Here is a 20,049-nt window from a genome sequence, read left to right on the forward strand (position 1 = left end):
CCAGATGGCAGCTTCACTGGCTTTAGATGAATTCGATCTTGTCGATGAGGTAGAATTTGTCGCCCGAGGGAACCGACACTTCAACCTCTTCGCCGACCTGGCGGCTGATGAGCGCGCGGCCAAGCGGGCTGTTATAGCTGATCATGCCAAGCTTCGCGTCTGCCTCGGCCTGGCCGACGATCTGATATTTGACCGGCTTGTCATCCTCATCAAGCAGCGTCACGGTGGCACCGAACACGACCTTGTCCCCTGACAGTGTCTTGGGATCGATGATCTGGGCACGCGAAAGCTTGTCCTCGAGGTCCGCGATCGTCGCTTCGACCTGACCCTGCCGCTCCTTCGCCGCGTGATATTCGGCGTTTTCGGACAAATCGCCATGCGCGCGAGCTTCCTCGATGGCGTCCACGATCAAAGGCCGTTCGGCCTTCAGTTCGCGGAGCTGCTCATTGAGCTTGTCGTAGCCCATCTGCAGCATCGGCATCTTCTCGACGGTCGCCATTCTTGCAAATCCTTCGTCAAAACTTCCCTTTGGCGGCTCCAACTCGGAGCCACCCGCAGCGTGCTTCCTTGTGCAGGGGATCAGGCTTGCGACATGGGATAATAGGACTGGAGCGATCGCACTTCAAGGGCATGGCCCCGAAGCGCCTCGATCGCATCCGCTGCCGCGAGGCTTGCTGCGGCCGTGGTGAAGCTTGCTACCTTGGCGCGGAGAGCGCTGGTGCGGATCGCCTTGCTGTCCTTCAGGGACTGCCAGCCTTCGGTCGTGTTGAAGATCAGGTCGATGTCGCCATCGGTGATTTTGTCGACGATATGTGGACGGCCCTCCGCCACCTTGTTGACCGGCTGAACGGCGATGCCCTGCTCTTCCAGATAGCGCGCCGTGCCGCCGGTAGCGACGATGGTGAAGCCCAGGTTTGAGAGCTTCTGCACGGCAGGCAGGATGACGGGTTTGTCGCTGTCCTTCACCGACACGAAAGCCGTGCCGCTCTTTGGGAGAACGGTGCCCGCGCCGAGCTGGGCCTTGGCGAAGGCGGTCGCGAAATTGCTGTCGATGCCCATGACTTCGCCGGTGCTCTTCATTTCAGGCGAGAGGACCGGATCAACGCCGGGGAAACGGGCGAAGGGGAAGACGGCTTCCTTAACTGCAATATGATTTATAGAATTGCGGTCGATTTTCGGGAGGGCCTTGAGCTTCTCTCCGGCCATGACTCGGCTGGCGATCTTGGCGATGGGGGTGCCGATTGCCTTGGCGACGAAGGGGACGGTGCGGCTGGCGCGGGGGTTTACCTCAATTAGGTAAACAATGTTGTCCTTTACGGCATATTGTATGTTCATGAGCCCGCGGACGGACAAAGCACGCGCGAGAATGTCGGTTTGACGCTCAATTTCAGCGATAACATCGCTGGAAAGGCTGTAGGGCGGCAAGGAACAGGCGGAATCGCCGGAATGGACGCCCGCTTCCTCGATATGCTGGAGGACGCCCGCGACCACCACATCTTCGCCGTCGCAGAGCGCGTCGACGTCCACTTCGGTCGCGTCGCGCAGATATTGGTCGATCAGCACCGGGGAGTCGCCCGATACCTGAACGGCGGTGGCGATATATTCCTCAAGCTGGGCCTGGCCGTCGACGATCTCCATGGCGCGGCCGCCAAGGACGTAGGACGGGCGCATCAGGACGGGGTAGCCGATGCGGTTGGCGACCGCGATCGCCTCCTCGCGGCTGCGGGCGATGCCGTTGGCCGGCTGCTTCAGCTTGAGCTTGTCGATGAGGGCAGCGAAACGCTCGCGGTCTTCGGCAAGGTCAATGGCGTCCGGCGAGGTGCCGAGGATGGGAACGCCCGCATCTTCCAGAGCCTGCGCCAGCTTGAGCGGGGTCTGGCCGCCGAACTGGACGATAACGCCCGCGAGGGTGCCGTTCGACATCTCGACGCTCATGATTTCGAGCACGTCCTCGGCCGTCAGCGGCTCGAAATAGAGACGGTCGGAGGTATCATAGTCGGTCGAGACGGTCTCCGGGTTGCAGTTGACCATGATTGTCTCATAGCCCGCATCCCCCAGCGCAAAGCAGGCGTGGACGCAGCAATAGTCGAACTCGATCCCCTGCCCGATCCGGTTTGGACCGCCGCCAAGGATTACGACCTTCTTACGGTCGCTGGGCTGCGCCTCATCCTCCGCCTCACCGAACAGCGGGGCTTCGTAAGTGGAGTACATGTAGGGCGTCTTCGCCTCGAACTCGGCGGCGCAGGTGTCGATGCGCTTGAAGACCGGACGCACGCCGAGCTTGTGGCGGAGGCTCCGCACTTCCGCTTCGGTGACGCCGCCGGTCATCGCCTTGACCGCTTCGTGGATCAGGCCCGAGCCGCGCGCGATGCCGCGTTCCATGCCGCGCAGATTGGCAGACTTGAGCGCCAGATGAGCAAGACGCTGGTCGGAAAAGCCCATCGCCTTCAGGCGGCGCATGCCGTCCGCATCCTGCGGCAGGCCGTTTGCCAGCACTTCCGCTTCTGCGTCGATGATTTCCTTGATCCGCTCCAGGAACCAGGGATCGAACTTCGCGATGCTGTGGATTTCAGCAACGCTGAGCCCCTCGCGGAGGGCCTGGGCAGCGACCAGCAGGCGGTCAGGGGTCGGCTGCGCGAGAGCGGCGACGATGTCGTCCTTGGGCGCGCCTACCAGATGCGCCACCTCGTCGAAGCCGCAGAGGCCGGTTTCGAGGCCGCGCAGCGCCTTCTGCATCGATTCATGGATGTTGCGGCCGATCGCCATCACCTCACCCACCGACTTCATGGCGGTGCCGAGCAGCGGTTCGCTGCCCTTAAACTTTTCGAAGGCGAAGCGCGGGATCTTGGTTACGACATAATCGATGGTGGGTTCGAACGACGCCGGGGTCGCGCCGGTAATGTCATTCTCGATCTCGTCAAGCGTGTAGCCGACGGCGAGCTTTGCCGCGACCTTGGCGATCGGGAAGCCGGTCGCCTTCGACGCGAGCGCCGAAGAGCGGCTGACGCGCGGGTTCATTTCGATGACGATCAGGCGGCCGTCCTTCGGATTGACCGCGAACTGTACGTTGGAACCACCTGTTTCCACACCGATTTCACGCAGCACCGCGATGCTCGCGTTGCGCATGATCTGATATTCCTTGTCAGTCAGCGTCAGCGCTGGCGCGACGGTGATGGAGTCACCGGTGTGGACGCCCATCGGATCGACATTTTCGATCGAGCAGATGATGATGGCGTTGTCGTTGCGATCCCGCACGACCTCCATCTCATATTCTTTCCAACCGAGCAGCGATTCCTCGATCAGCACCTCGGTTGTGGGGGACGCGTCGAGACCTTCGGCGACGATCCGCTTGAACTCTTCCTTGTTATAGGCAACGCCGCCGCCGGTGCCGCCGAGCGTGAAGCTGGGGCGGATGATGGACGGCAGGCCAGTGAATTCCAGCGCCTCCATCGCCTCTTCCATCGTGTGGGCGATGCGCGAGCGGGCGGATTCCAGACCGATCTTGTCCATCGCGTCGCGGAACTTCAGGCGATCCTCCGCCTTGTCGATCGCCTGCGCGTCGGCGCCGATCATCTTGACGCCGAACTTGTCCAGCGTGCCGTCATTGAACAACGCAAGCGCCGTGTTGAGCGCCGTCTGGCCGCCCATGGTTGGCAGCACCGCGTCGGGACGTTCCTTTTCGATGATCTTCGCCACGATTTCGGGCGTGATCGGCTCGACATAGGTCGCGTCGGCAAATTCCGGGTCGGTCATGATCGTGGCCGGGTTGGAATTCACCAGGATAATGCGATAGCCCTCTTCCTTGAGCGCCTTCACCGCCTGCGTGCCCGAATAGTCGAACTCGCAAGCCTGGCCGATGATGATCGGGCCAGCGCCGATGATGAGGATGGAGGAGATGTCGGTGCGCTTGGGCATTATTCGGCCTCTGGTTTAACGGTGGATAGCGCTGGCGCGCACGATGGGCAAAATGGCGGTCAATGAACCTGTCCGGTCCGGGCCTCGCAACCCCAGCCGTCATATTCGACGCCGCAGAGGATTTCGATCTGGAGGCATTTCTTGGTCAGGGCGCGGATCGACTGCTCATCGACCGGCTGCTCGCATTCGAGGAAGAGGAACAGGTCGCCATCCTCATCCTCTTCGCGGTCGAGTTCGACAAAGCCGAACTGGCTGGCGATGGTGAGAACACGCTCGAAATCCTTTTCGCTGCCCTTGAAGCTGACATCGACCGGACGCGACAAACGCGCCACGTCGCCATTCGCGGCGAGATTGGCGAGGACTTGCCTATCCGCCTCCCACTCTGCCGCGAGGCGGGCTTCGTCAACCGGGGGCAGGTTTTGGCTCACTTAAGCCCCTCAACGAAGCGCTGGAACAGGTAGAAGCTGTCCTGCGGGCCGGGTGAGGCTTCGGGGTGATACTGGACCGAGAAAGCTTTCTTGTCGGTCAGTTCGATGCCGCAATTGCTGCCGTCGAAGAGCGACACATGGGTCGGCTTGACGTTCGCGGGCAGCGTGTCGCTATCGACTGCAAAGCCGTGGTTCATCGAGGTGATCTCGACCAGCCCATCCTCAAGGCGCTTGACGGGGTGGTTCGCTCCACGATGGCCCTGGTGCATCTTGACCGTCTTGGCACCGGCGGCGAGCGCCAGCATCTGGTGGCCGAGGCAGATGCCGAAGACCGGCTTGTCGGCTTCCAACACCTTTTTGATAACGGGCACGGCATATTCGCCGGTCGCGGCCGGATCGCCCGGGCCGTTGGAGAGGAACACGCCGTCGGGCTTGTGCTCCATCACCTGCTCATAAGTGGCCGTGGCGGGGAGAACGGTGACGCGGGCGCCGGCCTTTACCAGGTTGCGGAAGATGTTGTTCTTCGCGCCATAGTCGATGGCGACGACATGGGGGCGATCGTCGGCGGCTTCGTCCTTGCCGTAGCCAGGCCCAAGTTTCCAAACGCCGTCCTTCCAGAGGCGGCTTTCCTTGCCCGTAACTTCAATGGCGAGGTCCATGCCTTCAAGGCCCGGCCAGCTGGCGGCCTTGTCCGCAAGGGCGGCGAGGTCGAAATTGCCTTCCGGGTCATGAGCGATGACGATGTTGGGCGCGCCCTTCAGCCGGATCATGCGGGTGAGCGCGCGGGTATCTACGCCGGAGAGGCCGATGCGGCCATTTTCGCGCATCCACTGGTCGAAGGGTTCGACGTTACGGAAGTTGCTGGGCTCCGTCACGTCCTGCCGCACGACGCAGCCCAATGCGAAGGGGTTGTCCGCTTCGACATCATCCAGGTTGGTGCCGACATTGCCGATATGCGGGAAGGTGAAGGTGACGATCTGCCCGGCATAGCTGGGGTCGGTCATCACTTCCTGATAGCCGGTCATGGCGGTGTTGAAGCAGAGTTCGCCCACCGCTTCGCCGACAGCGCCGAAGCCGCGGCCGAACACCGCGCTGCCATCGGCGAAAACCAATACCCCTGTCGCTCCTTTGGGCACGGTGAGGGTCTTGGCATCAGCCATGGTCTTAGCGTCCTTCATGCTTTTTGCGGGAACCCGTCTGCAGCGGGTTAAACGGCCGGTCACCTATGCTTGTGAGGCCCCGCGGTCAACCACTGTAAAAAATCTCTTTTGGCGTTATATCTGGTGTTTTCCAGCAGAACAGGATTCGTATCGCCATGATTCGCGAGCAGGTTAAGAGCGCCCAGGTCGAAGCCATGAAGGCGGGGGACAAGGAACGCCTGGCCGCTGTGCGTTTGATCCTGGCGAAGCTGAAGGATCGGGATATCGAGCTGCGGACGGCTTCGAGCGTGCCGGATGACGATACGGTCGTCGTCGAGGTGCTGCAGAAGATGGTGAAGCAGCGGCGCGAATCGATCGAGATGTTCAAGAATGGCGGGCGTGATGAGCTGGCGGCGAAGGAGCAGGCCGAGCTGGGCGTGATCGAGAGCTTCCTGCCGCAGCAGTTGAGCGAGGATGAGACGCGCGCCGCGATCGAGGGGATCAAGGCGGAAGTGGGCGCGGCCAGCGTCAAGGACATGGGCAAGGTCATGGCCGTGCTGAAGGAGCGGCATGGCGCTGTGATCGACATGAGCAAGGCTAGTGGGCTGGTGAAGGCGGCGCTTAGCTGACATTTAGAGGCTATGAGCCTCTCCCCTGCCTTCCTTGACGAACTGCGCATGCGGACTTCGCTGTCGACGCTGATCGGGCGGACGGTGAAGGTGCAGAAGGCTGGGCGCGAGTATAAGGCGTGCTGTCCTTTTCATAATGAGAAGACGCCGAGCTTCACCATCAATGATGAGAAGGGCTTCTACCACTGCTTTGGCTGCGGGGCGCATGGGGACGCGATCCGGTGGATGACGGACCAGCGCGGCCTGCCCTTCATGGAGGCGGTGAAGGAGTTGGCAGCGGCGGCGGGCATGGATGTGCCTGCGCCCGACCCTCGCGCGGCGAAGCGGGCCGAGCAGGCCAAGGGTCTGCATGACGTCATGGCAGCGGCGCAGGCTTTGTTCGAGGAGCAGCTTGGCGGGATCGAAGGGGCCGAGGCCCGGGAGTATCTGAAGCGGCGCGGGATTAGCGAGGCGACGCGGCGGGCTTTTGGTTTTGGCTTTTCGGCGGATTCGAAGGGGAAGCTGAAGGGCGCGCTGAACGAGTTTGGCGAGCCTATGCTGATCGAGGCGGGGTTGCTGATCGATCCGGATGGTGAGCGCGACTCTTACGACCGGTTCCGGGGGCGGCTGATGTTGCCGATCCGGGACATTCGCGGGCGGGTGATTGCCTTTGGCGGGCGGATTTTGGGTGCGGGTGAACCCAAATATCTGAACTCTCCCGATACGCCGCTCTTCGACAAGGGGCGGACGCTCTACAATATTGACCGCGCTTCTCCGGCGAGCCGCCAAAGCGGGCGGGTGATCGTGGTCGAAGGCTATATGGACGTGATCGCGCTCGCGCAGGCGGGCTTTGGCGAGGCGGTGGCGCCGCTGGGCACGGCGCTCACCGAGCATCAGATCGAGCGGCTGTGGAAGATGGTCGATGTGCCGCTGCTGTGCTTCGATGGCGATGCGGCGGGGCAGAAGGCGGCGATCCGGGCGGCGACGCGGGCTTTGCCACTGTTGAGGCCGGGGATGAGCCTGGCCTTTGCTACGCTGCCGTCAGGGCAGGACCCGGACGACCTGATCCGGGCGGAGGGACCGGGCGCGATGGAGCGGGTGCTGGATGCGGCGGAACCGCTGGTGGAGCGGCTATGGGCTTATGAGCAAAAGGCGGCGCCCCTTGATACGCCGGAGCAGCGGGCGGCGCTGAAGCAACGGCTGCGGGCAATCACCGACGCGATCGCGCATCCGGACGTGCGGGCGCACTATGTGCAGATATTCCGCGAGCGTTACGACACGCTGTTCTTCGCGCGGGCGGCGCAGGCTGGCGGGCCTCGGCATCAGCGCGGTACAGGCTCGCGGCAAGGGTGGCAGCGCGATCGGCGCGGGAACTGGAAACCTCCCCTGCCCCCGGTCGGGAACGAAGCGCGGGCTATCGGCGTCAGCGGCATGGAGCAGCGGCTGCTGCGCGCGGTTCTGGCGAGTTTGCTGCGGCACCCCGAGCAAATCGGGCTACACCGGGAGATGCTTTCCGCGCTCCATATCGGCGATTCGGCACTGGGCGAACTGATGCGCGCAATGATTGCCGCATCGTTCCGGCAAGAAACAGTTGAAACAGAGGGCCTCCTTACCATATTGGGCCAAGGTGAAGTGTATAATATGGCGAAGGGGATGCTCCGGGCCGACACGTTCACATTCACCCCCAGCAGGATGAAGACCGATCCCGGTCGCGTTTCGCGCGACCTGGAGGAAGCTATTCGGGTGATGGCGCAAGGACCGGAGTTGGAGACGGCGCTGGCGGAAGCCACGAGGCGGGCGAAGGAAGACCTTAATGAGGAAACCTTTGCCGAGCAGCAGCGGATCCAACGGTTGAAAATGGATCATGACCAGCGCCTGGCGGAACTGGCGCAGTCCGAAGATATTGTTTGATAGATCGTCCCCGGGCGGGACGATGGAGCTAAGGCGAATAAATGGCGAGCAAGGCGACAGGCAAGGGTGCGGGCGAGGATGTGGATAGCGGCGATGCGCCGCTCCTTGATCTGAACGAGGCTTCGGTCAAGAAGCTGATCGCGCGTGCCAAGAAGCGCGGCTACATCACCTATGACGAACTGAACGATGCCCTGCCGCAGGACCAGATGTCCTCCGAGCAGATCGAGGACATCATGGCCGCGCTCAACGAAATGGGCGTGAACATCGTCGAGAACGAAGAAGCCAGCGAAGACGGCGACGAGCAGCGCGAACGCGAGGATGCCGAAGACGCCGAGGATGATTCGGGCGATGACGATGGCGCGCCCAAGCTCGTCACCGAAAAGAAGAAGGAGACGGTCGATCGCACCGACGACCCGGTGCGCATGTATCTGCGCGAAATGGGTGCCGTCGAGTTGCTCAGCCGCGAGGGCGAAATCGCCATCGCGAAGCGTATCGAGGCTGGCCGGGATACGATGATCCTGGGGTTGTGCGAAAGCCCGACGACCTTCAACGCGATCATCGAATGGTCGACCGCCCTCAACAATGGCGAGATGCAGCTGCGCGAGATTCTGGACCTCGATGCGATGCTTTCGAAGGACCCTGCTCCGGAAAATCTGGAGGAAGGCGCCGAGGATGATGATGGCGAGATCAGCGAGAAGACCGCTGGCCCGAGCTTCAAGGAAGAAGAAGAGCCCGAGGAGGAATCGGCCGATTCGGACGAGGACGAAGACGGCCTGACCGAACGCCGCGCCCGCCGGGTGGAAGAGGAAGAGGAGGAAGACAACACCCTCTCCCTAGCCCAGATGGAAGAGACGCTGAAGCCGATGGCGCTGGAGAAATTCGCGACCATCACCGAAATCTTCCGCGCCTTCTCCAAGGCACAGGAATCGCGCATGGCTGCCATGGCCAATGGCGAGACACTGAGCCAGAAGGCGGAGGACGATTATCAGGAATTGCGCGAGCAGCTGACCGCCGAGGTCGAAAGCGTCCAGTTCCACCAGCAGAAGATCGAATATCTGGTCGATCAGCTTTATGCCTATAACCGGCGCCTGACCGCGCTCGGCGGGCAGATGCTGCGCCTCGCCGAACGGCACAAGGTGAGCCGCAAGGACTTCCTCGATCGCTATGTGAACCATGAACTGGATGATGCCTGGCTCGACAAGGTGCAGGGCCTCGACAAGAAGTGGGCGGCCTTCGCTGCGGCGGAGGGCCGTGCGGTCGAGCGCATCCGTAACGAGGTGAGCGAAATCGCGCAGGCGACCGGCATGTCGCTGGGCGAGTTCCGCCGCATCGTCAACATGGTCCAGAAGGGCGAACGCGAAGCACGTATTGCGAAGAAGGAAATGGTGGAGGCGAACCTGCGCCTCGTCATCTCCATCGCTAAAAAATATACGAACCGTGGCCTGCAATTCCTTGATCTCATTCAGGAAGGCAATATCGGCCTGATGAAGGCGGTCGACAAGTTCGAGTATCGGCGCGGCTACAAGTTCAGCACCTATGCGACCTGGTGGATTCGTCAGGCTATCACCCGGTCGATCGCGGATCAGGCGCGGACCATCCGTATTCCGGTCCACATGATCGAGACGATCAACAAGCTGGTGCGTACGTCCCGCCAGTTCCTGCACGAGCAGGGCCGCGAGCCGACTCCGGAGGAAATGGCCGAGCGCCTATCCATGCCGCTGGAGAAGGTGCGCAAGGTGATGAAGATCGCCAAGGAGCCGATCTCCCTCGAAACGCCGATCGGCGACGAGGAGGATTCGCACCTCGGCGATTTCATCGAGGACAAGAACGCCATCATTCCGGTGGATGCCGCGATCCAGGCGAACCTCAAGGAAACGGTGACGCGCGTTCTGGCTTCGCTGACGCCGCGTGAGGAGCGCGTGCTGCGCATGCGCTTTGGCATCGGCATGAATACCGATCATACGCTGGAAGAAGTGGGCCAGCAGTTCAGCGTGACCCGCGAACGTATTCGCCAGATCGAGGCAAAGGCGCTGCGCAAGCTCAAGCATCCGAGCCGCAGCCGCAAGATGCGCAGCTTCCTCGACCAATAGAGGTCGTTGCACGGCGAAACGAACAGAAAGGGCGGCTTCGGGCCGCCCTTTTTTTCGTCCCATAAACCCCTCTTTTACCTGAGCTTCCTATGGTGGCGGCTGACGGACATACTGGCGCGGCGGTCGCAGGGGTTATCATGAACGAAGCAGCAGTACGCCTGGTGACAGGCGACATTTCCCAGGTGATCGAAGCGCTGGTGGCGGCTGACGGCACGGCCGGTCATGCGCATGCGAGCAGCGCCCGCGCTGCGACGGGACGGGACGCGGCATTGAGCCTGCCAGACCTTGCGGATGCCGCACATTATCTCTGCCTGCTGCACGGGCGTCATCCTGGAGTGATCGATCATGCGGCAAATCGGTCTGCGGACGGCGCAGCGCGGAACTGGCTGGTCCAGGCTGGCGCGGCCTTTGCGCGGGAGCGGGCCTACCTGACGCAGGTGGCGGTCGCCCTGGGGCCGGTTCCCAGCACGGCGGGCCAGAGCGATTGCGAGGCGATCGTGAGCCAGCAGCGCCATGCGCTTGATATGCTGGCTCAGTCGGACAGGCGCGGCTGTGCCATGGGCGCGGCGATGGCGCTCGTGCTGGATTGGCAGGCGGTTCGCGGCGTGCTCGACATGGCTGCTATCCGCGTCGGGCTGGAACCCTATCCGACCGATTTGCCGAGCCGGGCCGAGACTTTCGCGATGGCGCGCGCGATCGGCGGAGACAGCGCGGCAGACCGCGCGATCCAGTTCGGCGCGCGGCAACTTCTCAGCCAGCAGCGCGGCCTTTGGGACTTGTTGAAAGCTCGGGCCGAGGTCCGGCGGCAGAAACAATAAGCGATTGCGGCCTGTGATCGCTTTCCCTACTCGGGTGCCAGTAGAGGAAAGCGAAGATTCATGCGGTTTGAAGGTACGGAAGATTATGTCGCCACCGACGACCTGAAGGTCGCGGTGAACGCAGCGGTGCTGCTGCGCCGCCCCCTGCTGGTGAAGGGTGAGCCGGGTACTGGCAAGACGGTGCTGGCGCAGGAAATCGCCAAGGCGCTGGACGCGCCGCTGATCGAATGGAACGTCAAATCGACGACCAAAGCCCATCAGGGCCTGTATGAATATGATGCGGTGGCGCGCCTTCGCGACGGCCAGCTGGGCGACCCGCGCGTCCATGACATCAGCAATTATATCCGCAAGGGGAAGCTGTGGGAGGCGTTCACCTCCCCCATCCTGCCCGTGCTGCTGATCGACGAGATCGACAAGGCCGACATCGAATTTCCCAACGATCTGTTGCAGGAACTCGATCGCATGGCTTTCCACGTCTATGAGACTGGAGAGACGGTCGCCGCGAAAGAGCGGCCGGTAGTGGTCATCACCTCCAACAATGAGAAGGAGTTGCCCGACGCTTTCCTGCGGCGCTGCTTCTTCCATTATATCAAGTTCCCCGACCGCGAGACGATGCAGGCCATTGTCGACGTGCACTTTCCCGGCATTCAGAAGATCCTGGTCAGCCGGGCGCTCGACCTCTTCTACGACATCCGGGAGGTGCCGGGCCTGAAGAAGAAGCCTTCGACCAGCGAGTTGCTCGACTGGTTGAAGCTGCTGCTGAACGAGGACATGCCGCTGGACGTGTTGCAGGATCGCGACCCGACAAAGGCCATTCCGCCACTCCATGGCGCGCTGCTCAAGAATGAGCAGGATATCATGATGTTCGAGCGTCTGGCATTCATGGCGAGGCGGCAGGGACGGTAAGGACTGATTCGCGTTCCCCGACCCCTACCGCTTTTGGGAAGGGGCAAATGAGGGAGAGGCGTATGACACATGAAGCCGGGTGCCTGTGCGGGACGGTTCGCGTCCAGATCGATGCGGAACCGCTGGCGGCGCGTATGTGCTGGTGCAGGCTGTGCCAATATCTTGGCGGTGGCACCGCAACGGTAAATGTCTGCTTTCCGGCCGAGAAGGTCCAGACCAAGGGCGAGGTCCGTTGGCATGAGAGCATCGCCGACAGCGGCAACAGGATGCGCCGCGGCTTTTGCCCTCAATGCGGCACGCCCTTGTTCAGCATGGCCGAATCGCGGCCCCATCTGATCTTCATCAGGGCTGGCGCCTTGGATGATCCAGGCCTGTTGGCGCCTCAGGCGGTTATCTGGACGGAGGCGGCACCGCATTGGGCGCATCTGGACCCGGAACTGCCACATTATCCGGCGCAGATTCCGCCGGTCGCGTAAAAGGGCGCTTGCCTTCGCCCTGCGGTTCGGCTCAACCTTCCTTCCTGTATTTCATAGCCGCGACAAGACGGCGTGAAACGGGAAGGATGCCTATGCCGAAGCTCGCCCTGTCGCTGTTGCCACTCCTCCTGCTTCTGCCGGTGCCCGCATTATCACAGGATGCCGATGTGCAGGAGGCTTGGGCCACCAGCGAGGGCAGCCTTCGCGCGCGGGCTGCGGGAATCAGCCTGCCTCAGACGGTCGCCGGACTGTCCTTGTCCAAGAGTGGCGAGGTCACCAACGGCGGCAAGGGAATCGACAATTACGCCCAATATCTGTCGGATGATGGCGCGGTTCAGGCGACCTTGTACGTCTATCTGCCAAGCTATGCGGATGCGTCGATCGCCGCCTACATGACTGATCGCGCGGTGACGGATCGTTTCGGGCCGAAGACCCGCCGTACTGCTTATGAAGGCGTTGCGCTTCACGGCAAAGCCGGGCGCGCCATCCGGACGGTTTATGATGATGCGGCGAACGGGGCGCTGACCACGGCAGCGGCTTTCGTCCAGTCTGGCCGCTGGCTGGTGAAGCTGCGTGTCACTGGTCCGAGCGAACGGCGCAGGGAGGTGCTGGCGGGGCTGGATGGGATGCTGGGCGGATTGCGCTTTGATGATGCTTCTGCCGTCCGCTCAATCTCTCCGGCGCGATTTGCGGACTGTCCGAAGGGAGACGACGGGGACGCGCGGCTTACCGCTTCGGGTGCTGCCACGGGGGCTGACGTGCAGCCTGTTTGGGAGGGCGCTGCGTCCTTCTGCATTCGTGGCCATGTGCAGACCAGTGAGGGCAGCTATGATGTTCTGGAGCAGCAGCGAGCGCGCGGGGCTTCCGTGATCGTGCCGATCGATGATGCGGGCACGGTCATGGCCTTTGATCCAGCGAGAGGCGGACGCGGCTATCAGCTGTCGATGCATTCGGTGGGCGAGACGAAGCTTTATGGCGTTTATGACCGGGTGCCGAGTGCCCGGCAAATTGCCAAGATTCTGGACGGCAAGGACCCTCAAACGGCTGAGGCGCGGGCGACTGCGGCCTATGCTGCCAGCGGCGAGGTCATAGTGCGCGAGGGCGCGACGAACTGAGGAAATCAGATGAGATAGCCGACCTCGTACAGGCCCCAGCGGCGGCCTTCGAATGTCAGCGGCACGAACACGCTGCGAAGCGCGCGGTAGCGGCCTTCTCCAAGGTCCTGACGGTAGGTGAAGAGGAAGAAGTCGCCGTCGCCATCGAGCGCACGGCGGGTCTGGCTGTCCATGAAAATCTGGCGGTTGCGCGCATATTCCATGTTCCACGCTGCCTGACCCGGCCGCTGGGGCTGGCTGCGCGATGAGATGTGCGTCGGCAGATAGCCGTTCATGTCGATCAGGCAGCAGCCGACGATCGCTTTATCCTGCGCTGTATGGCGGTCCAGAACTGGCCGGATGATGCTGTCTGCAAAGGCGGTGAAGCCATTTTCATATTGCGGCGGATCCGATCCCAGGATCGGACGGTAATTCTCGTCGAATAGAGCAGATGGCGTGAGCTCACCCGAAGCCAGGGCCTCATTGATCATTCGCGATACCTCCGCCGCGCCATCTTCGGCATAGGCGATGTAGCGGCTGTCGCGAGTCCGGTGCCCGCCATGGGCGGCGGTGTTGAGCATGCCGTTCGCCATGCCCTCAAGCTGCTCAAGCTGGACCTTCGCCATTTCCACGCGCTGGGCGCTCTCGGCGGCGGACTCGCTGAAATTGGTGAGGCCCTGACGCAGCGCGCCAACGTCGGCGTCGGCTTCATTGGTGCAGGTCACAATGGCGTGAGAGCGTTCGCCGAACTGCGTCACGAGCGAGGCTATCTCCGCCATGGTGACGCTCAGCGTGTCGATATGCGCGCTGACGTCCCGGCCTCGGCCGATATTGGCCTCGACGCCGCTGATCAGGTGGCGCGCGTCACGGTCCAACTGGCCGAGCTTGTCGCCGACCGATGCTGCGGACTCGCCTGCCTGTCCGGCGAGGCGGCGGATTTCATCTGCCACGACGGCAAAGCCTTGGGTTGCTTCGCCGCCACGTGCGGCTTCAATGGCGGCGTTGACGCCAAGGAGCCGGGTCTGGCGAGCGATCGCACCGAGCTGGTCGGATATGCCGCCGACCGTTTCAATCACTCCGAGGAACTGGCGCAGGCGCCCTTCCAAACCAGTGACATGATCGACGAGACTGGCGACCTGGGCCAGGGATTGGGTGATCGCCTCGTGACCCTCCGCGATGATGCGGGCAGCGCGGCGGGAGGTGAGGCTGAGTTCCTCCGCTGCAACGACGCTTTCATTCTGGCTCCCGGCCAGAGCCTCCATGTTCGATTGCAGCTGCGTGAGCAGCTGCGAGTCGGCCTGAATGCGACGCGTAAGTTCGCCGAGGAAACCCGCCGTCTCGCTGCATTGCAGCGCAACGTCGCCCGACCGCTCGCCAAGGTCCGTCAATAAATGCTCATTTTCCAATGAGTGTCACCCCAACCGCCCGCTCTTGGATACTGCCCAGTTAACGATGCGATGCAACACTTAACATTTTCCCAACCATGCGCTGCCCCTTGCATCCGTAACGTGGCTGAAGGACAAGGCCGCCATCATGATGCTGAATTTTCTCGACGCGCTCAGGGCCGCGGGCATTCCTGCCGGCATCAAGGAGCATTTGCTTCTACTGGAGGCGCTGGATCGTGACGTGATCGGGCAGAGGCCGGAGGAATTCTATTATCTCGCGCGGGCGACTTATGTGAAGGACGAGGGGCTGATCGACCGGTTCGATCAGGTCTTTGCGAAGGTCTTCAAGGGCGTGTTGGACGCGAGCGGCGTCGAGGCGGACATTCCCGAGGAGTGGCTGCGCCTGGTCGCGGAGAAATATCTGAGCGCCGAGGAAATGGAGAAGATCAAGTCGCTGGGCAGCTGGGACGAGATCATGGAGACGCTGAAGAAGCGGCTGGAGGAGCAGAAGGGACGCCATCAGGGCGGCAACAAGTGGATCGGCACGGGCGGAACATCGCCTTTCGGCCATGGCGGCTATAATCCCGAAGGCATCCGGATCGGCGGAGAAAGCAGGCACAAGCGCGCGATCAAGGTGTGGGAAAAACGCGAGTTTCAAAATCTCGATAGCAGCAAGGAACTGGGCACGCGCAACATCAAGGTGGCGCTGCGACGGCTGAGGCGCTTTGCGCGTGAGGGTGCGGCGAGCGAACTCGACTTGGAAGGAACCATCCGGGGGACGGCCCGGCAGGGATGGCTGGACATAAGGATGCGGCCCGAGCGGCATAATGCGGTCAAGCTGCTGCTGTTCCTGGACGTTGGCGGATCGATGGACCCGTTCATCCGGCTTTGCGAGGAACTGTTTTCCGCCGCGACGACCGAGTTCAAGAACATGGAGTTCTTCTACTTTCACAACTGCCTTTATGAGGGCGTGTGGAAGGACAATCGCCGCCGCTTTTCAGAACGTATCCCGACCTGGGATATCCTGCACAAATATGGCCATGACTATAAGGTCATCTTTGTCGGCGATGCAGCGATGAGCCCTTATGAGATCAGCTATCCCGGCGGTTCGGTAGAACATATGAACGAAGAACCGGGCGCGGTGTGGATGAGCCGATTGCTGCATACCTATCCGGCCGCCGTGTGGCTGAACCCGACGCCTCGCGACCATTGGGACTATAGCCAATCGACGCGGATGATCCGGGAGATCATGAGCCAGCGCATGTATCCGCTGACGCTGGAGGGCATCGATGAAGGCATGCGGGAGCTGACCCGCAAGCGGTGAACGGCCTCACGCCGGATCGAAGAGAACGCCGCCCGTCATCGGGACAGGCACGCCGGTGGTGCCGGGAAAGCTGATCGGCAGGGATTTGAGACGGCGCACAGCCATGTAGGCAAAGCCCTGCGCTTCAAGGGCGTCGCCGTCCCAGCCGAGATCATCGACCGGGCGCACATCTGCCTGGGTAAATGCCGACAGCATTGCCATCAGCGTCGCATTATGGCGGCCGCCTCCCCCGACATAGATGGCGGAAGGCGGGGATGGGAGGTGATCAAGCGCGCGTGCGACCGCTTTAGCAGTGAAGGCTGTGAGCGTTGCGGCTCCATCCTCGAGTGAAAGGCCGCGCACCGTGTCGAGGGTGAAAGCTTCCCGGTCGATGCTCTTGGGAGGTGGCAGATCGAACCAGGAGTCGGCCATCAAGCTGGCAAGCCGGGCCTCATCGATCTGCCCCTTGGCCGCCGTGACGCCATTTTCGTCGAAGGGCTTGCCGCTATGGGTCTGCATCCAATTGTCGATCAGGCCACTTGCCATGCCAGTGTCGAACGCGAGGAGGCCGCCTGCCTCTCCGATCGCGGTGATGTTGGCCACGCCGCCAAGGTTCAGGATTGCCACAGGCTTGGGGAGGCCGCTTGCCAAGGCGCGGTGATAGACGGGCATCAGCGGTGCCCCCTGCCCTCCCGCTGCAACATCGGCGCTGCGGAGGTCGCCAACGACGGGGATGCCAAAAGCGCCTGCCAAGGCGGCGCCATCGCCGATTTGCCACGTCCAGCGCCATTCCGGCCTATGGGCGACCGTGTGGCCATGAAAACCGATAACGGCGATATCCTGAGCGACATGACCGCTGCGCGCGAGAAGGTCCGAAACGGCCTCCACATGAAGCTCGGTGAGTTCTCCTTCCACGGACTGGATGAGAGGCTCGAAACCCGGCTTGTCCATCGCCATAGCGCGCTGGCACGCTTCGGCGAGGCGAATGCGGAAGCCATCGAGGTAGGGCATGGCGTGGAACGCGACAGGTTTGCTGACACCCTCTCCGTCGGTTTCGATGAGCGCGGCGTCGATGCCGTCGCGCGACGTGCCCGACATGAGGCCAATCGCCAGCGTGGGTTGGGTCTGGGTCACTGCTTCCTTCCTTCCGCTCTCTCCTGCTCTGTGTAGCCGAATGGATCGGGACACAAGATCAGGATGACGGGGGATGACGTTGTTGTGTCGCGATGCTAGAGGGCGGCGCATTATGACCAGCTACTCGTCCGATCTGCTCCGCCTCCTGGAGGCACGTGGTTACATCCATCAGCTGACCGATGCGGAAGGGCTCGATGCCCTTGCCGCCAAGCAGATTGTTCCGGGCTATATCGGCTTCGACCCGACCGCACCGTCCCTGCATGTCGGGCACCTCGTTTCGATCATGATGCTGCGGCAATTGCAGAAGGCGGGGCACAAGCCCATCGTCCTGATGGGCGGCGGCACGGGCAAGATCGGGGACCCGAGCTTCAAGGACGAAGCGCGCAAGCTGCTAACCACCGACACGATCGCGGAGAATGTCGCGAGCATCAAGCGCGTGTTCGAACGCTTCCTGACCTTTGGTGACGGGCCAAGCGACGCAATCATGCTCGACAATGCCGAATGGCTCGATCGGCTGGAATATATCCCCTTCCTGCGGGAAATCGGCCAGCATTTCTCCATCAACCGCATGCTGAGCTTTGATTCGGTGAAGCTGCGGCTGGACCGTGAGCAGTCGCTGTCCTTCCTCGAATTCAACTATATGATCCTCCAGGCCTATGACTTTCTGGAGCTTTCGCGGCGATCGAGATGCCGGTTGCAGATGGGCGGATCGGACCAGTGGGGGAACATCGTCAACGGCGTCGAACTCGCGCGCCGGGTCGATGGTACGCAGGTGTTCGGGCTGACGACACCGCTGCTCACCAACGCCGATGGCACGAAGATGGGCAAGACGGTCGGCGGCGCCGTGTGGTTGAACGAAGATCAGCTTTCGACCTATGATTATTGGCAGTTCTGGCGCAACACGGCCGACGCGGACGTGGCCAACCGGCTGCGGCTGTTCACCGATCTGCCGATGGACGAGGTAGCGCGCCTGGCAGCGCTTCAGGGCTCCGAAATCAACGAAGCGAAGAAGATCCTGGCCAATGAGGCGACCGCGCTTTGCCGCGGTTTCGACGCAGCGGCGGCGGCAGCGGAGACGGCACGCAAGACGTTCGAGGAAGGCGCTTCGGATGCCAACCTGCCGACGATCAGCGTTGGCGCGGAAGGGCTGACAATCGTACAGGGCACCGCCGCGCTAGGCTTTGCCACCTCCAACAAGGAGGTGCGGCGCAAGCTGGCTGAAGGCGCGATCCGCGTGAATGGCGAAGTCGTGAGCGACCCGATGCTGACGTTGAAGCCCGGCGACAAGGTCAGCTTCGGCGCTAAGAAACATGGGTTAGTAACTGCTTGAAACTTTAGAGAGTTAAAGGCGGATTAAGTAAAGCTGGTAAGGAAAGGGCGAGGTTCGTCGCCTTAAGCTTTCCTCATGTCTTCGGTGCTCGCCAGCCTCGCTCAGGTCGCCCGTTCACGGGACCCTTCGGTTAATCAGCGCCGCACGCCCCGCGTGCTGGTGGATATGGTCAGCCATATCGCCGCACGGGGGCGAACGCATGGCGTCCGGGTCATCAATATCTCCGAACTCGGGTTGATGTGCCGCACCGATGCGGAGGTCACGATTGGCGAGCGGATTTCAGTCTGGCTGCCGGTCGTCAAGGATGTGCAGGCCGATGTTCGGTGGGCCGAGGACGGCCGGGTCGGGGTTGAGTTTTGCCAAGCCATCGACCCGCAGGTCTATGAGGCGATGCTGTCGCTCATCCCGCCACGGCAGACGGCCTGGTAAAGAGCTGTTCAAAGCTCTGATCGGCTTCGACCCGCTGACGTGATCGGACAAGCGCCTCCGGCATTTCGGTGCGCAGGAAGGTCATCATCGCCTCTCGCACTTCGCAGCGCAGGTCGAAGGCGATCCCGGCATTGCGCGCGCTGAGCAGGCCCCGCAGTTCCAGCGCATCGGCCTTGTGATCGGTGACCTGAAGGATGGCGACGCGCCCATCCCAGCGGCTGTTGGCCTTCACCGCTTCGATGAAACGCGCGCGGATGCGTTCGACATCGGCCGCAGGGTCGACATAGAGGAAGACGGTGCCAAGCAGGTCGGAGGTCTTGGTCGTCCAGTTCTGGAACGGCTTTTCGAGGAAATAGGATACTGGCACGACCATCCGCCGGTCGTCCCAGATGCGCACCACGACATAGGTGAGCTTTATATCTTCGATGCGGCCCCATTCTCCTTCGATGATCACCACATCGTCCAGCCGGATCGGTTCGGAAAAGGCCATCTGGATGCCCGCGATCAGGTTCTTTAGCGCTGGCTGCGCCGCTGCGCCGACTGCAAGGCCCGCCAGACCGGCCGAGGCCATCAAGGTGACGCCGACGGTGCGAACACCGGGAATCATGATCAGCATCAGGGATATGATCAGGAAGCCGATGATGAACTGCGCCACGCGGTAAAGGATGCGGATGCGGGTGTGCTGGCGGCGAGCCTTCAGATTATCTTCGACGGTGATGTCGCTGCGCCGCTCAAGAATGGTGCGGAAGGCCCGCATGGCCGCGAAGATCAGCCAGCCGACGAGCAGGGTGAAGAGCATCTTTGATCCGATCGCCCACATGGCCTCTATGCGATCGCTGAAGGTCAGCGGCTGAATGCCTGCCGCGAGTGCCATCAAGACCACGATCCAGCGGGTGGGATGATAGATGGCGGGCAGGATGACGGGATCGAGCTTCATGCGGCGCAAGATGCGGTTCGCGATCCGATAGGCGAGCCAGTGGAGCAGGAAGGCGACGGTGACCGAGATCGCGATGAAGATCGCCGCGATCGGCGTGACGTGATGCAGGCTGATGTCGGATTGCATGCTCTTGGCAACGACAGCGG

General features: G+C 62.1%; 17 protein-coding genes. 10 read left to right on the forward strand and 7 right to left on the reverse strand.

The features are described 5' to 3' along the window. Positions 1-22: 22 nt before the first annotated feature. The 4 genes from greA to carA all read right to left on the reverse strand — a co-directional run bounded on the left by greA (position 23) and on the right by carA (position 5,503). Positions 23-499 carry a transcription elongation factor GreA gene (gene greA, locus ACYU8T_RS05835; RefSeq protein WP_097091663.1) on the reverse strand — a complete coding sequence of 159 codons (477 nt, stop codon included), beginning with the start codon at positions 497-499 and terminating at the stop codon, positions 23-25. Positions 500-579: 80 nt separating this feature from the next. Next, positions 580-3,915 (reverse strand): carbamoyl-phosphate synthase large subunit, encoded by a 3,336-nt coding sequence (gene carB, locus ACYU8T_RS05840; RefSeq protein ID WP_461158804.1) that lies wholly within the window; start codon positions 3,913-3,915, stop codon positions 580-582. A gap of 59 nt (positions 3,916-3,974) precedes the next feature. Then, positions 3,975-4,343: a ribonuclease E inhibitor RraB gene (locus ACYU8T_RS05845; RefSeq protein ID WP_247231019.1), complete on the reverse strand. Its 369-nt coding sequence runs from the start codon at positions 4,341-4,343 to the stop codon at positions 3,975-3,977. Further along, positions 4,340-5,503 carry a glutamine-hydrolyzing carbamoyl-phosphate synthase small subunit gene (gene carA, locus ACYU8T_RS05850; protein WP_461159758.1) on the reverse strand — a complete coding sequence of 388 codons (1,164 nt, stop codon included), beginning with the start codon at positions 5,501-5,503 and terminating at the stop codon, positions 4,340-4,342. The genes ACYU8T_RS05845 and carA overlap by 4 nt, the downstream gene beginning before the upstream one ends. 155 nt (positions 5,504-5,658) lie before the next feature. Here carA and ACYU8T_RS05855 point away from each other — a divergent pair, with 155 nt between their 5' ends. From ACYU8T_RS05855 to ACYU8T_RS05885, 7 genes are all read left to right on the forward strand, one after another. Further along, entirely contained in the window at positions 5,659-6,111 is a 453-nt protein-coding gene (locus ACYU8T_RS05855) for a GatB/YqeY domain-containing protein (RefSeq protein WP_461158805.1), read from the forward strand. A 12-nt stretch (positions 6,112-6,123) separates the two neighbouring features. Continuing rightward, positions 6,124-8,001: a DNA primase gene (dnaG, locus tag ACYU8T_RS05860; RefSeq protein ID WP_461158806.1), complete on the forward strand. Its 1,878-nt coding sequence runs from the start codon at positions 6,124-6,126 to the stop codon at positions 7,999-8,001. Between the two features lie 41 nt (positions 8,002-8,042). After that, positions 8,043-10,091 carry an RNA polymerase sigma factor RpoD gene (gene rpoD, locus ACYU8T_RS05865; RefSeq protein ID WP_201514136.1) on the forward strand — a complete coding sequence of 683 codons (2,049 nt, stop codon included), beginning with the start codon at positions 8,043-8,045 and terminating at the stop codon, positions 10,089-10,091. A gap of 137 nt (positions 10,092-10,228) precedes the next feature. Next, positions 10,229-10,909, forward strand: a complete 681-nt coding sequence (locus ACYU8T_RS05870) for a DUF6975 family protein (protein WP_097092792.1) — start codon at positions 10,229-10,231, stop codon at positions 10,907-10,909. A 60-nt stretch (positions 10,910-10,969) separates the two neighbouring features. After that, positions 10,970-11,815, forward strand: a complete 846-nt coding sequence (locus ACYU8T_RS05875) for an AAA family ATPase (RefSeq protein WP_461158807.1) — start codon at positions 10,970-10,972, stop codon at positions 11,813-11,815. Between the two features lie 62 nt (positions 11,816-11,877). Further along, the gene (locus ACYU8T_RS05880) at positions 11,878-12,291 is read left to right on the forward strand and encodes a GFA family protein (protein ID WP_097091670.1); all 414 of its coding nucleotides are present in this window, start codon (positions 11,878-11,880) and stop codon (positions 12,289-12,291) included. Between the two features lie 92 nt (positions 12,292-12,383). Beyond that, on the forward strand, positions 12,384-13,406 hold the full coding sequence (locus ACYU8T_RS05885) for a hypothetical protein (protein WP_461158808.1): 1,023 nt from the start codon (positions 12,384-12,386) through the stop codon (positions 13,404-13,406). A gap of 5 nt (positions 13,407-13,411) precedes the next feature. Here ACYU8T_RS05885 and ACYU8T_RS05890 read toward each other — a convergent pair whose 3' ends face one another. Beyond that, on the reverse strand, positions 13,412-14,791 hold the full coding sequence (locus ACYU8T_RS05890) for a methyl-accepting chemotaxis protein (protein WP_461158809.1): 1,380 nt from the start codon (positions 14,789-14,791) through the stop codon (positions 13,412-13,414). 127 nt (positions 14,792-14,918) lie between these two features. Between ACYU8T_RS05890 and ACYU8T_RS05895 the strand changes: the two genes are divergently transcribed. After that, entirely contained in the window at positions 14,919-16,094 is a 1,176-nt protein-coding gene (locus ACYU8T_RS05895; RefSeq protein ID WP_097091673.1) for a vWA domain-containing protein, read from the forward strand. Positions 16,095-16,100: 6 nt separating this feature from the next. On the opposite strand, the gene ACYU8T_RS05900 is transcribed toward ACYU8T_RS05895, so the two are convergent. Beyond that, entirely contained in the window at positions 16,101-17,207 is a 1,107-nt protein-coding gene (locus ACYU8T_RS05900) for an anhydro-N-acetylmuramic acid kinase (protein WP_461158810.1), read from the reverse strand. Between the two features lie 112 nt (positions 17,208-17,319). Between ACYU8T_RS05900 and tyrS the strand changes: the two genes are divergently transcribed. Beyond that, positions 17,320-18,537, forward strand: a complete 1,218-nt coding sequence (gene tyrS / locus ACYU8T_RS05905) for a tyrosine--tRNA ligase (protein ID WP_461158811.1) — start codon at positions 17,320-17,322, stop codon at positions 18,535-18,537. A 75-nt stretch (positions 18,538-18,612) separates the two neighbouring features. Then, positions 18,613-18,966, forward strand: coding sequence for a PilZ domain-containing protein (locus tag ACYU8T_RS05910; protein ID WP_097091676.1), 354 nt, complete (start codon positions 18,613-18,615; stop codon positions 18,964-18,966). Here ACYU8T_RS05910 and ACYU8T_RS05915 read toward each other — a convergent pair. Next, positions 18,938-20,029: a mechanosensitive ion channel family protein gene (locus ACYU8T_RS05915; RefSeq protein WP_461158812.1), complete on the reverse strand. Its 1,092-nt coding sequence runs from the start codon at positions 20,027-20,029 to the stop codon at positions 18,938-18,940. The two genes, ACYU8T_RS05910 and ACYU8T_RS05915, sit on opposite strands and share 29 nt — an antisense overlap. Positions 20,030-20,049 lie beyond the last annotated feature (20 nt).

The organism is Sphingobium sp. TomMM35A, from assembly GCF_054771735.1.